A 14,589-nucleotide genomic window follows, 5' to 3' on the forward strand; every position below is an offset into this window, starting at 1 on the left:
ATCCACCTTCCGTGTCGGAGATATTCGAGGTGGTGGAGCTGATTGTCCGCCGCCTGCTGCCGCTGGCCGCCGACGGACTGGCCGATCTTCGTGTGGGCCCGGATCTGATCGACAGGTACATGGAGATCCTGCGCGCCCGCGCCTAGACGGAACAAAACGGCGCCAGCTGGCAGATCATGACCCTGCGGCTGTTTGTAGGAGGCGGGCTGGACCGTCCGGCAGCGCAGGCCGAGATGACGCGGCAGAATTCGCACAACATGCATACCAACGGGGCGGTGCACACCTGGCCGCTGGAGGGTGCGGCGGGTTAGGTCTGCGGTTAGCCCTGCGCGCCTGCCACGGTTGCCTTGGCTTCCGGCCGGCTGCTGTTAGAACCGTCTACCTCTGCTTTCCCTTCCGGTTGGACGGGGAAGACTACGTCCCGCAGATAACGCAGCACCACAATTCCCACCGCTGTTGTTGGTACCGATAGGAAAGCTCCGACGATGCCGAACAGGGTGCCGCCGACTGTTACCGAGGCCAGCACCACGGCCGGGTGGATCTTCAGCTTAGTTCCCACCAGGAACGGCTGCAGCAGGTTGCTCTCCAGTTGCTGGACCACAATCACCACGCCGAGCACGATCAGGGCCGTGACCCAGCCGTGGGAGATCAGCGCGATCAGGGCGGCGAGCAAACCTGTTGCCACCGCACCGACGACCGGGATGAAGGCCGCGATAAAGATCAGGATGGTCAGCGGCAAGGCGAGCGGAATGCCCAGGATGAAAAGGGCGGCGCCGATGAAGACAGCATCGACCAGGGCGACGGCGGCCTGCGCCGCGATGTAGCCGGACAGAGTCTGCCAGGCCCGGGAGGTCACGGCGGCGGCGTGCACGTAGACCTTGGCGTCCGTCCATCGGCTGGTCCAAGCGAGGAAGCGGTCGCCGTCTTTGAGGCAGAAGAACGTGAAGACCAGGACCAGCACAAAGATGATGGTGCCCGAAGTGATGGCCCCCAGTCCGGTGGTGATCCCGGAGGCGATGTCTCCGGCGTGCTCGCGGATCTGGGATACCGCGCTGTCCACCAGGGTATTCAGGTCCGCGTTTTCAAGATTGAACGGTGGCCCGGCCAGGAACTGGGTGATCTGCCCGAGGTTTTCGCGTGCCTTCCCGGCCAGCCCCGCGGTTCCCGAGGCCAGCGACGGAATTACCAGTATCAGCACTCCGACGACGGCAGCCAGCGCAGCGAGCACGGTGACAAAGGCCGCCAGCGCCTTGGGCATGAGGCGGCGGGCCAGGCGGTTCACCGGCCACAGGATGCTGGCCAGCAGCAGGGCCAGGATCGTCGGGAAAACCACCGACCACAGCGAACGGACCAGCCACCAGGCCAGCACTAAACCGATAGCGATGACAACGGCCCGTCCAGTCCACAGAGCCGTGCGGTCAACGCCGGCGGCGAAAATCCCGCGCGGTTCCTGCGGCTTCACTCCGGGTCCGGTGGCGGATTCCACCGCCTCGGGATCAGCCTTGAGAGTGCTCGACACCGAGCGAGCGGTCGATGCCTGACGCTTCGGAATAAATCGCATGCTTCCTATCCTGCCCCACTTGGGCAACTGATCCCGCGCCCACACCACAGGAAGACCCCGGTATTAGCTAACCTCTGCTTCGCCGCGACAGAGCCGCGACGGGACGTTGGCGTAGCGAACCTCGACCCGCCGGATTCTTTTTTCGGGAACAGGCGCTCGGGCCGGGGGTCGAGGGTTCCCTTTTGGATTATTGCTGGCGACGTCCATGCCGCAGATTCAACTTGGCAGGCATCGTGCGTGGACCGTTCCGATGTGCAGGTCTGGGTTACTGGACGGATGGCGCCTACGACGCGTCCGACATGCGGTTCTCGGCGCGGGCCAACAGTCCAACAGGTGGGCGGCTCCATGGCAAATAACGCCGGAGACTTACGTGGCCGGCTCGACCATTTGAAATCTACGGTCGCCGCAATCACCTTGACTACACGCGGCGGGGCGCACTCGATGCCATCTCGCCCCAGTTCATGGCGACGTAGAGGGCCGGGACCCCGCCGTTGAGGGCGTCGGCACGATGTTGTGGTTGAGGCGGAACAGGTTCTGCGGGTCGAAGCGGTTTTTCAGGGCCACCAGCCGGTCGTACGTTTTCGGCCCGTAGGCCTGGCGCGCGGCGTCGGTGGCGTCGTAACCGACTTCTGCACCGAGGAAGTTGACGTATTGGCCGTGCTCGGCAAGCGGCTGCATATTGGCGTAGGCCTTCCGGGCGAACCCGCTGAGCCGCTCGTCCTCCGCTGGGTCCTTCCAGAAGCCGTAGACATTCAGCCAGTACTTCGCCGAACGGTTGGGAAACGCTGTCGCATCCTCGGGCACACGTCCGAAGGCCCCTTGCATGTGGTGGATGTCGATCCCCGTTCCGAACCACGTCACCTCGGAGGCGAAGCCGACCAGGACATCGACGGCCTCTTCATCCAGTCTGGAGAATGACACGTTCTTCCAGTACCCCCGGGCTCCCTTGGGAAAGAGGCTGTCCATGGCGGACTGCCACTCCAGCCAGGCCGCGGGCCCCACTTCCTCCTCGTCCGGGGGTGCCGCTTCCCGCAGCTGCCCAATCAACTCGAGCCCTGGCTGATGGTTCTCGGAGGCCCAGGCAAAGCCGATGATCATCCACGGCTCCTCCCCCATCTCGAAGTCGGGCGGCAGCACCAGGATCGAGATGATCGGGTTCATCTCATCGGGCAGGTCCTGGGTCCAGCGATCAAAGGCCTGCAGGGCGTCTCTCCAACGCTCCGGGCGGTAGAAGAAATTTCCCCCCAGTACGGCAGCCGGCAACGGACGGGCCCGGAAGGTGAAAGATGAAACCACTCCGAAGTTCCCGCCCCCACCGCGCAGGCCCCAGAACAGCTCGGGGTTTTGCTCCTCGCTGACCTGCGAGTGCTCGCCTGTGGCGGTGACGACGTCGGCGGAGACAAGGTTGTCCAAGCTCAGCCCGTAGGACCGGGTCAGCCAGCCCACACCGCCACCAAGGGTCAGCCCGGCGACCCCGGTCGCGCTGATCACCCCGAGCGGGACGGCAAGTCCGTGCGGAACAGTGGCATGGTCGACGTCCGCCAAAGTCGCACCGGGTCCGACGGTCACAAGCCGCTGCCTTGCTTCGACCTCCACACCGCGCAACTGGCCCAAATCCAGCACCAGGCCGCCTTCGACCGTGCCATGGCCGGCGATGTTATGCCCGCCCCCGCGCACAGCCAGCGGCAGCCCGGTGCTCCGCGCCATGTCCAGGACGTGGTCGATGTCAGCAACCGTGCCCGCCCGGATAACCGCCCGCGGGTGCACGTCGATCATCCCGTTCCACACTGCTCGGGCCTCGTCAAAGAGCGGATCCTGCGGTTCAACCACCGACCCGGCCAGATGGCTGCGCAGCTCCTGCAGGGCGCGGTCGGTTTCGCCGTCCTGGTCGCCATGATCCATTGTGTTCATTGGTCTGTTGCTTCCCTGACGCGGGGGTTTGACGTCCCTTAATCCAGCAGTGGATTAAAATTCGCCGGTGCCGGCGATGCCCGGGCGGTACCTGCCCAGGACGCGCCCTGAGGTGTTCCGGCCCGGGAATACGGTCCAGCCGACAATGCACTGGAACAGCGCGTGGTGGCCTCAAGTATAGATTCGCCCGAGTCACCGGACAACAGACCCACCGGAGTGCCTGCTTTTCAAGGAAGAGCGAATTGGCCGATCTTCCCTGAAGACCCTGACATGGAGCACCCCTCCGCCCTACTCAGACAAGCTGAGGGTGGTCCGGGAAGCCGCCGTCCGCATCATCATGCAGGAAACGACAACCCCTAGGCAGCCCGGTCAGAGCGGGAGTAGCATACCGAAATGGATCACCCGGGAGATGCCGGGCAAGGGCTGGCGCCGCCACTGCCAGGGACCGCCCAGCCGGCAACCGCCTAGTTTGGAGGGTCGTATGGGACAGCATGTGAAGGCCGGGGAGCTGGAGTCCTGGACGGAGCAGGTCGGCCAGGGCCCCGACGTGCTGCTGATCGGCGGGCTCGGGGACACAGTGGAGTCCTGGCAGTTCCAGCTGGACGGGCTGGCGGACCGTTACCGGATGACGGCTTTCGACAACCGCGGGGCTGGCCGGACGGCCATGCCCCAGGGGCAGCCGACCGTGGAGGCGATGGCTGACGACGCTGCCGCGGTGCTGCACTCGTTGGGAGTCTCCTCGGCCCATGTGGCCGGGTTCTCCGGCGGCAGCATCATTGCCCAGGAGCTCGCGCTGCGCCACCCCGAAGCCGTCCGCAGCATGGTGCTGCAAAGCACGTGGTCAGCGATGGACGACTTCATGAAGACGATGATCCGGGCCTTCCACTGGCAAGCCGAGCTGGCGCTCAGCGAGCGTGACTTCCTGGAGGGGTTCTTCATCTGGGTCTACACCGCCAGGGCCCACAATGACGGGACGGTCGACCGGTTCATCGAGGACGCCATGGCCTTCCCGTACAAGCAGAGCACGGAGGACTTCCTCGCGTTCGCCGACGCCTGCGCGCGGCACGTAACGGCCGGCAGACTGAACGCCATTCAGGTTCCAGTACTGGTGCTCGCCGGCGGCGCCGACAGGATGAGCCGCCCTGAGCTCGGTAAGGCGGTGGCCGATGAGATCCCCGGAGCCCGGTTCGAGGTAATGGAGGAGGAAGCGCACCAGCCCTTCCAAGAGGTCCCGGACGCCTGGAACGCGCGGGTGGATGAGTTCTGGCAGGAGGCGGAGAGGCTCCACTCGGGTACGACGTCGAGCTAACCCCGGCACCCGATGTCCTTCTAAGTGTCGGAACGCCGGGCAGCAGCGTCTGCCATTCCGGGATCCCCGGTTCAAGGACTGTTGGCCAGTGACTCGCTTTCGGCCCGAGGCCTCGCTCTCCGTCTAGGCGGATCGCCCCGCCAACCAGGCGAAAGCAACCACCAAAAATGAGTATTTTCCCGAATTGTTGAATCCGCCAGCGCCTGGGCCAACAGGTCCGCGGCGCGGACGAGCCGCGGACCCAGCCTGGGCGAACCGGAGCGGATAACGGCGGCGACTCGCTATTATGTACCCCTCAACGGGTCTTAGCCTTTGCCAAGGGTAGAGCGAGCATAAGGGAACTCTCTATGTACAACCCTTCTCGCAGGCGCTGCGTTCGACCAGCCCTTTTGCATGTTTACGGGCTGCTGCGCCCGGCCCAGGCCGCCATCAGGAGTCCTGTCAGCACCGCCGCCCCGGCAAAGCCTTCCGACGAGGTCCAGTCAGTGGACGGCTTGGTCAGTGCGACCGTAATGACCAAGCAGGAGAGCAGGAACTCAGTGCCAGCCCGCACCGGCTGCCCCCGATAGACAGGAGATACGATGAAAAGTGTCAGCGGCACCCACTGCACCGCGGTGAGCAGGAGGGGCCGAAGATCGGATAGAACCCGGACATAACGAAGAACAGCCAGGATGCGGCCAGGGTCGGCACGAACAGGGACAGTTTCACGGCCTGCCGTTTCCTTGATGCTGAGCGCCCCTTTCTTCATCAGGTTCGCTTTCCCAGGTTTGGTCGGGTCTTAGGAGCGGGTGAATGCCAGTATGCCGGCTGCCATTCTGGTTGCCGCTCCGTGCTGGACGATGTGCGGCTTGCCCTGTATTTCCAGGAAGCGGCCGTGCGCAGCGATGGCTGCCAGTTTTTGGCACCAGGACCGGGGCGCCACCGGATCGCGTGAGCCGCGGACTACCAGAACGGGCTGGGCGATCCGGCTCACTCTCGCTTCCAGATCGTAGGACATCATCACCGGAAGTTCGGTCAGGTACCAGCGTATGCCGGAGCGCACGTAGTCGGTGAATACGATGGCATTGCCCACCGGGCTTTCCGTGAGCGAGTTGGCCCCCAGGGCGAGGGCTTGGAGTAAGACGCTTCGGCGTGCTGAATCGACAACGGGGCCGATCAGCACAACGTGCGAGACCAGGTCAGGCCGTATCAGGGCAAGTTCGGTGGCGAACTGCGTTCCCATGGAATGCCCGACCACCACGACCGGTCCGGTGCCCAGCTCAACGAGGGTGCCCGCGATGACAGCAGCATACTCTGCGACGGAAATCTGCCGGTCCGGCTTCGCGGCAGCACCGAATCCCGGTAGGTCGAAGGAATGGACTTCTCCGTGTCCCGCCAAGATCCGCTGCAGCCTGCGGTAGTAGCGGTGGGACATGCCGATACCGTGCAGCAACACGAAAACAGGGTTTCCCGACGTGGCGTGCGGCCCGGCCAGAGAGTAAACATGGGCGTCCCAACGGCCGGTGGTCACAATCCTTGCCGATATTCTGGTGTCCGCGTCCCCACCCGGGGTTCCGCGCGTGCCGCGCCTTCCAGCCGCGGCTGGAGTTTCTGCGCTTTTGGGATCCATCAGGTCACCTTACGGGAAGGAGCAGACCGGGCCGGCAGATCGGACACCACTTATTCCCGGACCTACCGTACCTAAACCTTCGAAGCTATCCAATACGGAATCTTAACGGGGCCTCCGACAACGGGAGGGAGGATGAAAGCTGCGCTGGAGCCAAGCAGTCGGCTTCAGCGCTTGACCCTGCTGCCCTGCAGCGCTCGGGCTTGCCCGGTAGCCCTGGACACTTCACGTTCGCTATCACGGCCGGTCCAGGTCATCGGGACCGCGGAGTACTCGGGGCCGCGAAGGTTCACCCACCAGGCAAGCCGCGCAGACTCAGGCGCGTCCGCGGGTAGCGGGACGGCCTAAGCAACGTGTTTAGCCGAGAATCGGCAGGGCCGAGGGTGCGCTCTCGACCTTGACGAAGGTGCCGGCGTCTACGGACTTCACTTCACCGTCGATCTGATAGGGCAGGGGCTTGAGCGTGGTGAACTCGTAGCTGCTTACGCTGGGCTGGTCCCCGAGCCCCTGGGTGGTGGCGCGCAGGGCCTTCAGCAGGACCCGCCACTTGGACATGTGCGGGAAGATAACCACTTCGAATTTTCCATCCGAGAGCTTGTCGTCGGCCTCGCTGAGCGTGGCGTACTTCGCCATCTCGGCAATGTTAGCGAAGACGATGCTGTCGAACTTCCGGCGCTTGCCGTCGCTCTGGAGGATTGCGAAGGGTTGAAACTTCGAAAATGTCCGCACCACGGAGAACATCTCCTTGAGGGCGCCTTTGCTCCCCTTTTCCAGATCGATCGCCATCACCGGCGTCAGACCGAATCCGACATAGGAGTGCGCGTATTCATCCGGAGCGTCCGGCCCTTGGCCGGTGTGGATGCGCAGCAGGTCGATATGCCGCACCCGGCCCTGGGCGATCGCTTCTGCCAGCGGCATCGTGCCCGTGGTCCGCCGGTGATCATTCGCGTTTCCAGCCGCCATCACAGCACACACCGCGTTAGGGTTGCCGGACTGCATGACACCGTTGACCACTTCGTTGTACCCGCCGTCACCGCTGACGGACACGATGAGCACGTCGCGGCCTCCGGCAGCCGCCTCACGCGCCAGCGTGACGGCATGGCCCGCATGCCCCGTTGGCTGCAGCCTGATATCCGGGGCATAGGACAACAGCTCCCTCAACCCGTCGCACAACTGCTCCGCCAACTTCGGTGCATCACCGGTGCTGTTGGGATTGAAGATGATGACAATCGATTCAAAGCTCCGTGCAGAATCCATCACGCACTCCAGTAAAAACTAGTGGATGCCCACCGTGCACCGACCCCGTCGAAAATACAAGGCCAGCCCCGGAATCCGCCTCGCCGCCCGGACAGCTGCCATGGTCCCACTTCATCATGAACAGGCCACGCAGGCCTAGAACCAGCACCGTTTAGCCGCCAGGCGGAGAACGCCGGCAACGGCGCTTCTGTCCTTGGACATTCAGCCCTGTCCAAGCCTGCCGGACATTTCCGTGACCAACAGCAAGGACTCACATACGCGGTCGAGTCGGTGCCGAGCGCTGCGGCCAACGACATACCCTTGGAATTGACGACCAAAGTAGCTCATCATTGCGCTTGGAACGACCGACCGATAAGCAGGCAAAGCGAGGAAAACGGTGAAGCAGCGTCACATCTCCGACGACGGCGGCGTGACCTGCCAACGCAGTCCAGATCCCGACGATTCCCCCGGGGCTCTTACGATCGACCAACTACTCCTTGAGAGCCGCATCGGGCTCGAGCGTGTTCACGCTTCGGATCTTGAGCGGGAGATGGCTGGGGGCGCCCTTGTTGTTGACACACGGCCGGTCGATCAGCGAGAACGCGACGGAGATCTGCCGGGAGCGGTCGTCATTGACCGAAACGTTCTCGAGTGGCGGCTCGACCCTTCCAGCCCCCACCGGCTCCCGATCGCTGACGACCCCGCTCGACGGATCGTGGTCGTCTGCAATGAGGGCTACAGCTCCAGCCTCGCTGCCCACACCCTGCAACGGCTGGGACTGACCCGTGCGAGCGACCTTATCGGCGGTTTCCAAGCCTGGGCAGCACTGCGCAAGCAGTCCGGCTAAAAAGCGTGTCAGGGCGGCGGACCGTTTCCTCGCCAAAGGTTGGCCGGCGCCGAGGCCCGGCCGCAGATAGCGCAGCGGACGACGCATCGACTGGTTTCGATGATCCAGTTGTGAACAGGATCGTCGACGACGAAACCCCTATCCATGGGCAATGGCCGCGGGTCAGAGGACTTTCTTCACCACACTGGACTTTAGTTGCATCCGCCCAAACCCAGGAACAGTCGCATCAATGTCGTGATCGCCCACGCCGTCCTCAATGAGTCGGATGCCGCGCACCTTCGTGCCGACCTTCACGACACCGCCACCGGCGCCCTTGACCTTGAGGTCCTTGACGATCGTGACTGTGTCACCATCGGCGAGCACATTGCCAACGGCATCCGTGAACGAAGCGGTCTCGGGCGTGGTCTCGGCCGAGTCTTTCGGCCATTCATGGCCGCACATCGGGCACACCAGCAAGGGGCCCTGCTCGTAGGTGAACGCCTCGTGGCACTCCGGGCAAGCCGGCAGACCGTCAGACATTGAAGCGGAATTCAACCACGTTCCGTAGCTGAATAACCTCAGGGTACGGCCTCCCTGAGCTAGGCCGTCATGGACCAGCGGACCTGTTTGGATCGCGATGCCGAAGGCCACGAGATTAGCCGGGGGGCGAAGTACCGCCAGCAAAGCTAGGACTCACCGCATCGCCACACGTAGAAACGTCAGGAGACCAGATCCTCATCAGCAGGTGCCTCTGACGAGTCGTCGGCGTCGTCTACCCAGGCGAAGGCTGCAGATACTGCAGCCTCGTCAGTCTTGAGGATGCGCAGTCCCGTGCGTGCGAGCGAGTAGAACTGGTCCACCCAGGCTGTAGCCAACTCGACGTTTCCTTCCATGTTTAGCGACAAACTGGGAATGAGGTGCATCCCGTGGAGAACATTCAAGCAGGGCTCCATCACATGCGTTTCCACTGACCACCATTCAGAGTGCGCTACCCCACTAGAGAGCGAGTACGTCTGCCGATAGAAGTCCAGGAGATCAGTTTCTTTAGCCATGTCGCGGATAGACTTGCCGTCAGCGAAGGTGTCTCGAGTATCGACTGTTCGGTGATCGAGCACGTCATCGTTGTGGCTTAGACGCTGGAGTTCGTCGATGCTTTCGCGAAAGCCAGCGGCTCGCGCTTCGTCAGGCAACTCGTCTGAGATGCGTGCGTAGAGCTTCGCCTTGCCGGCCCCATATTCCTGGAACTGCCTATAGATAGTTGGGTCCTGCTGCGCCATCCAGTGAAGGTAGATCCTGGTCTCTACCAACATGCGACCGATGTGTGCGCCGTGTTCCAGGCACCACAGATCGGGAGCACCCAGCACCGCCACGAGATCACGACCGGCACGGGCCACAAGCCCGGAAACAACTTCCTGTCGTTCGTTCGCGTACAGGTGGGCCGGGGCAGTTTCCAGCGCCTCGACGAAGCTGCTCAGCACGTCCAAAGTGAATCGGCGCAGGTTCTCACCGCCATCGGGCATGGAAGTTGGCTCGGCTTCATCGGGGTGGACGGACGATGCAACCCGCCCATCCTGTCGGCTGTCAGCTGGTTCCGCGGGGCCGCCGTCGGGGCTTTCGGCGTCCCGCTTCCGAATGCATCTGGATGTCATCGAGTTCGCTCCCCAGAACACGCGTGCCCACTTGATCGCTTCATCGAAGTGGTTTGGATCATCGGCCTGCACCACCCCTTTGTGTGCACCCCACATCGCACGCACCGTCGTGTCAGCCGACGCACGGGTGGCGAGGTCACCCGGGTAGTTCTTCAGCAGATCGATCGTGGGGCCGCTTGACCTGAACGTTCCGGCCTGGACGGTGCTCCAAGTACGGAAGCATTTCAGCAGTGCCTCATGATGGCCGTCCCGAAGGACAGAGAGCAGCGCATCCCGGATCAGTTCCAAGTCTCGTTGTTTCGGTGGTGTGACCTCGACGTCACCGACAAGCCACGGGGCCGGCAGATACGGGTACGATGCCAGCGCGCTGCGGACGCCTTCAGAAAGCAGGCCATGTCGGCTGGCCTCGTCGACGACGATTTCGGATGCATCGGAGAACTTGGCGTCCAGGGCAGCCAGATGCGAGAGTCGGCCGTCCAACGCCTCTGCGACCCACGCCACCTCTCCATGATGGGCGAGCCCTTCCTGTACAGCTTTCTGCCATTTCACGAACTGCCGGAAGCTGTCAGCGCCTTGCTCTGCAAGTACGAGTGCGGGCCAGAGGAGATCCGGGAAGTCGTCCTTGATCCAGTTCCCCAGAATTAACATGCCGGTCGCTGCTAGAGGAGACTTGAACACGCGGCCTTTTTTCACATGGCCAGCCATGGGCCCCGAGTGTTGGTTTGGCTTTCGGATGCTCATGTCAGAAATCTACCTCGTTGATCCGACACAGCCGACTAGCTTCGCAACCGCGTCGATGTGTCGATGGACCGCCCGCGCCGAACTCAACGGGCCTCCCGGCCGGCGCGTGCAGATTGGAGCGCCCGAGCAGTCAATTGCATCGCTGTGACAGCACCTAATAACCTCTGACATAACAACTGCCCAAAGGCCGTACGGGGCGGCCACCCAATGAAAAAACCTGTGGTGCACGCCTATGCGTTCGGCCTGTTATCCAAGCCGAAGCAGTTTCACTTCTGCCATGAATTCTTTGCGGGCAGGGGCCGTGCCACACCATCTCCGACTCTATGACAATGCTGTTCACTACCCGACTAGGAGACCAGAGCTTGAGCAGGTCATGCGGCAGCCCCTTCCGTGCTAACGGATTAGATGTTTCGGGCCCCTTTAGATCCTCGGACTCGAAAACGGCCTCGAGACTCGATTTGCCATGCAGCATCATGGCGTAGTGCGCCATCTGCCCTGTCTTCTCGAACATATGACGGAACACACTGAGGTAGGCATCTTGAGAAATCGAGCTAGGTGAGTAGTGGATATCCTCGAACACGGAGTGCGATCTTTCGTCCATTCAAGCGCTGAGCGCACTACTTGTATTTGCCTACTGTGGCGGCGTGTTCAATCTTGGCCGCCATGATATTGCCCTGATTCCAAGGTGAGCCCGTAGGGGACCTTGGTGCTCAACTCGACGGTGAACCGGCCCGGAGCCAATTTGGTCACCAAGATGCCTCTGGTGGGGTTGTTTCTGGCGACGTATTGAAGCTCCTGTACCGAGGCGTTTAGCTTCTCATCGGCTTCGGAGCTTGTGGCCGCCGCTACCGTGATGTGGGCAGCGGTTATTTTCATGTTTGACCTGCCTTTTCTTATAGATGTTCTTCCGGCTACGGGCCGGTCGGACCGGTTTCTGCTTTGACTGGTAGATGACTATTAGATCCAGCGTGGTGCTGCTGGCGTCCCATTTTTGCTGGAGAACACGCCGTTCCGGGAGCGGCCGCAGGCGAACGCCGTGATGTCCGACAAGGTGCCGGAAATGATGTCTGGGTCTGTAGAGGCTGCGTCGCCGAGTTCAGTGACGGTGGGGGCACCGGCGATTTTCAAGAGCAGATCCTTGTCCTGCCCGCGCGCCCTCCATGCTCCGGTGATGTCTCTGAGCAGGCGTTCGAGGACGTCTGGAGGGATTTGGTCGAAGTTGGCTCCGTTGTCTAGGTCGATCGCGTGTACCCAAACTTCGCGAGTGCGCATCCATACCGTTTCCGAAGCGGGGACCGTGCGGCCTTGGGCGGTTTTGATCTCATGGTTCCAGGCTGCGGACGGGGTGTCGCGCCATTCCACGTTGAGGTGGATGGCGGAGTGTTCATAGAGATTGCGCAGTGCGGCCGGGGACAGGGTGGCACCGTAGTCGATTTCATGGTTGCGTGCCTCGGCGGAGGTGTACATGGGGGTCTCGATGCCGGTATTGGCCCACTCCATGAGGCGGGCGATCGCGCGGGCGTTGTAGCCGACATGCGCGATGACGTGCGCGCGGGTCCAGCCGGGCAGCAGCGAGGGTGCACCGAGTTCGTCATCGGAGAGTTCGTTGAGCTTGCGGCCGAAGAACGCAGCGCCGCGGCGGGCGGTGAGCAGAGCTGCCTTCAGCTCCGGGTCCTGGGTGAGGTCCTGCCGTGCGACCATAGGTACTCCTTCGGGGAGGCGTGGAAGATCGGTGCGGCGCGGCCCGCGCAGTGACGGGCCACGCCAGGATATCCGTGTTGCTGCTAGACGATGGCGGGAACCACTGCCATTGCCCTGTTGCGCAGGGCGCCGAGGCCGTCGATGGAGGTCTCTACTGTCTGGCCGTCGGTGAGGTAGCGCTGGGGGTTGCGGGCGTGGCCCACACCGCCGGGGGTGCCGGTGATGATGACGTCGCCGGGGTTGAGGCTGATCATCGTGGAGATGTAGGAGACGAGGAATTCGGGGCCGTGGACCAGGTCGCCTGTGGAGGCTTCCTGCATGATTTCGCCGTCCACGGTGGTGCGGATGGTTCCGCCGGGGGTCCATTCGTCGGTGGTGACCAGGGTGGGCCCGAGCGGTGTGGAGTTTTCCCAGTTCTTGCCCTGCAGCCATTCCTTGGTGCGGAACTGCCAGGTGCGCATGGACACATCGTTACAGATCGAGTAGCCGGCGATGTGTTCTGCGGCATTGGCTTCGCTAATGCGGCGGCCGGATTTTCCAACCACGACGGCGAGTTCGGCTTCCCAGTCTATGGCCGTGTCCTCGGACGGCAGTTCGATGTCGTCGTTGGCGCCGATGAGGGTTTCGGCGTATTTGGAGAAGAGGGTGGGGTATTCGGGCAGCTCGCGGCCCATCTCGAGGATGTGGGTGCGGTAGTTCAGGCCCACGCAGACGATCTTGCCCGGCCTGGTTACCACGGAGGCCAGGTCCGCGCCGGCGGCCGGATGCTGTCGGCCGGTTGCTGTAGCGGCAAGGTTGCGCCAGTCAGGGTTGGTGAGGAGTTCTCCGACGTCGGCGAACCCGGGAATTTCTGTATATGTTTCGTCGTCCAGGCGGGCGGCGCGGGTGGATCCGTTGATGCGGAGGGTGGCGAGCTTCACTTGGTGGTTCCTTCGATGTAGGTGCGGTTGAAGTTCAGGCGTTCGATGATGGGGTGGTCGCCGAACTGAAAGAGGTCGAATTCGGTTTCGGCTTGCAGCGACCAGGCAGCCCAAGACGGGACGACGACCAGGTCGCCCTTTTCGAGAGAGGTGGTTTCGCCGTTGATCACAATGGCGCCGCGTCCTTCGAAGACCTGGTAAACGCTTGAGCCGACTTCTCGGGTGGTCTGGGTCTGTGCGCCGGCCCGGAGCCGGTGGAACTGGGCGCGGATGGTCGGCATGACATCGCCGCCGGTCGTCGGATTCACGAACCGTATGGCCGCGTGCCCTTGGGAAACGGTGGCCGGATGGCCTTCGTCCTCAAGTTTGAGCTGCTCGGCCAGTGCCCGGTCGGTGTGTTCCCACCGGTACGCGCCGATTGGGGAAGAGACGGTGTTGTCCAGCCCGGAGAGCGGGCGCAGGCCCGGATTGGCCCAAAGCCGTTCGGAGCGGGAGATGTCCGGGGTGGACTCGTCCGTGACCCGCTCGGTGCCGAATTCGAAGAACGCTGTGTCCGTGTAGTGCACGAACGGTATGTCCAGGCCGTCGATCCAGGCCATCGGCCGATCTGTCTCGTTGTGGTGGCCGTGGAAGTTCCAGCCCGGGGTCAGCAGGAAATCCCCGCGGGACATACGTACCGGATCGCCGTTGACAACGGTCCAGACGCCCTCACCCTCGACGACGAACCGGAAGGCATTCTGCGAGTGACGGTGCTCGGGAGCGGTCTCGTGTCCGCCGAGGTACTGGATCGCAGCCCACAAGGTCGGGGTCGCATAGGGGCGCCCGCCCAGCCCGGGATTCGCCAGGGCGATGGCACGGCGTTCTCCGCCTCGGCCCACCGGGACCAGGTCCCCTGCACGCTGTGCCATGGGCAGCAGGTTGTTCCACCGCCATACGTGCGGAACGGCTTGGGGCCTCGGATGCATCGGCATCAAATCGCCGATTTCCGTCCACAACGGGATCAGGTTCTCCGCGTCGAAGTCCTTATACAGCTGGTCCAACTGCTCTTGCTCCTCGGCAGTAGGTGCCGGAGCGAGCATCTGATTGTCGGTCATTAGGAGGTCCTTTATGTACTGAAGTCGATATAGCT

The 14,589-nt window shown here is 62.9% G+C and carries 14 protein-coding genes; 3 read left to right on the top strand and 11 right to left on the bottom strand.

Features of this window, described 5'->3' with window-relative positions:
- Positions 1–11 precede the first annotated feature (11 nt).
- The gene (locus AC5RTY_RS00260) at positions 12–146 is read left to right on the top strand and encodes a hypothetical protein (protein WP_494067385.1); all 135 of its coding nucleotides are present in this window, start codon (positions 12–14) and stop codon (positions 144–146) included.
- A 173-nt stretch (positions 147–319) separates the two neighbouring features.
- Here the strand turns inward: AC5RTY_RS00260 and AC5RTY_RS00265 are convergent, their stop codons facing one another.
- Both AC5RTY_RS00265 and AC5RTY_RS00270 read right to left on the bottom strand, forming a co-directional pair.
- Positions 320–1,561: an AI-2E family transporter gene (locus tag AC5RTY_RS00265; RefSeq protein ID WP_494138773.1), complete on the bottom strand. Its 1,242-nt coding sequence runs from the start codon at positions 1,559–1,561 to the stop codon at positions 320–322.
- Positions 1,562–2,020: 459 nt separating this feature from the next.
- A complete protein-coding gene (locus tag AC5RTY_RS00270; protein WP_494138774.1) occupies positions 2,021–3,472 on the bottom strand; it encodes an FAD-binding oxidoreductase in 1,452 nt (483 codons plus the stop codon).
- Positions 3,473–3,953: 481 nt separating this feature from the next.
- Here AC5RTY_RS00270 and AC5RTY_RS00275 point away from each other — a divergent pair, with 481 nt between their 5' ends.
- The gene (locus tag AC5RTY_RS00275) at positions 3,954–4,781 is read left to right on the top strand and encodes an alpha/beta fold hydrolase (protein ID WP_494110097.1); all 828 of its coding nucleotides are present in this window, start codon (positions 3,954–3,956) and stop codon (positions 4,779–4,781) included.
- Positions 4,782–5,178: 397 nt separating this feature from the next.
- Here AC5RTY_RS00275 and AC5RTY_RS00280 read toward each other — a convergent pair whose 3' ends face one another.
- From AC5RTY_RS00280 to AC5RTY_RS00290, 3 genes are all read right to left on the bottom strand, one after another.
- Positions 5,179–5,529 (bottom strand): hypothetical protein, encoded by a 351-nt coding sequence (locus tag AC5RTY_RS00280; protein ID WP_494138775.1) that lies wholly within the window; start codon positions 5,527–5,529, stop codon positions 5,179–5,181.
- A gap of 30 nt (positions 5,530–5,559) precedes the next feature.
- A complete protein-coding gene (locus AC5RTY_RS00285) occupies positions 5,560–6,216 on the bottom strand; it encodes an alpha/beta fold hydrolase (RefSeq protein WP_494049625.1) in 657 nt (218 codons plus the stop codon).
- A gap of 528 nt (positions 6,217–6,744) precedes the next feature.
- The gene (locus AC5RTY_RS00290; protein WP_494049624.1) at positions 6,745–7,644 is read right to left on the bottom strand and encodes a diacylglycerol/lipid kinase family protein; all 900 of its coding nucleotides are present in this window, start codon (positions 7,642–7,644) and stop codon (positions 6,745–6,747) included.
- 529 nt (positions 7,645–8,173) lie between these two features.
- Between AC5RTY_RS00290 and AC5RTY_RS00295 the strand changes: the two genes are divergently transcribed.
- A complete protein-coding gene (locus tag AC5RTY_RS00295) occupies positions 8,174–8,470 on the top strand; it encodes a rhodanese-like domain-containing protein (RefSeq protein WP_494050096.1) in 297 nt (98 codons plus the stop codon).
- Between the two features lie 162 nt (positions 8,471–8,632).
- Here the strand turns inward: AC5RTY_RS00295 and AC5RTY_RS00300 are convergent, their stop codons facing one another.
- The 6 genes from AC5RTY_RS00300 to AC5RTY_RS00325 all read right to left on the bottom strand — a co-directional run bounded on the left by AC5RTY_RS00300 (position 8,633) and on the right by AC5RTY_RS00325 (position 14,554).
- On the bottom strand, positions 8,633–8,989 hold the full coding sequence (locus AC5RTY_RS00300) for a zinc ribbon domain-containing protein YjdM (protein ID WP_494138776.1): 357 nt from the start codon (positions 8,987–8,989) through the stop codon (positions 8,633–8,635).
- Positions 8,990–9,168: 179 nt separating this feature from the next.
- Positions 9,169–10,803 carry a DUF5677 domain-containing protein gene (locus tag AC5RTY_RS00305; protein ID WP_494138777.1) on the bottom strand — a complete coding sequence of 545 codons (1,635 nt, stop codon included), beginning with the start codon at positions 10,801–10,803 and terminating at the stop codon, positions 9,169–9,171.
- Between the two features lie 684 nt (positions 10,804–11,487).
- Entirely contained in the window at positions 11,488–11,715 is a 228-nt protein-coding gene (locus tag AC5RTY_RS00310) for a hypothetical protein (protein WP_494138778.1), read from the bottom strand.
- A gap of 81 nt (positions 11,716–11,796) precedes the next feature.
- A complete protein-coding gene (locus AC5RTY_RS00315) occupies positions 11,797–12,540 on the bottom strand; it encodes a maleylpyruvate isomerase family mycothiol-dependent enzyme (protein ID WP_494062450.1) in 744 nt (247 codons plus the stop codon).
- Between the two features lie 83 nt (positions 12,541–12,623).
- On the bottom strand, positions 12,624–13,460 hold the full coding sequence (locus AC5RTY_RS00320) for a fumarylacetoacetate hydrolase family protein (protein ID WP_494049619.1): 837 nt from the start codon (positions 13,458–13,460) through the stop codon (positions 12,624–12,626).
- Entirely contained in the window at positions 13,457–14,554 is a 1,098-nt protein-coding gene (locus tag AC5RTY_RS00325) for a cupin domain-containing protein (protein ID WP_494049618.1), read from the bottom strand. Before AC5RTY_RS00325 ends, AC5RTY_RS00320 begins: the two co-directional genes overlap by 4 nt.
- Positions 14,555–14,589 lie beyond the last annotated feature (35 nt).

The sequence above is a fragment of the Arthrobacter sp. Y3224055 genome (assembly GCF_059090825.1).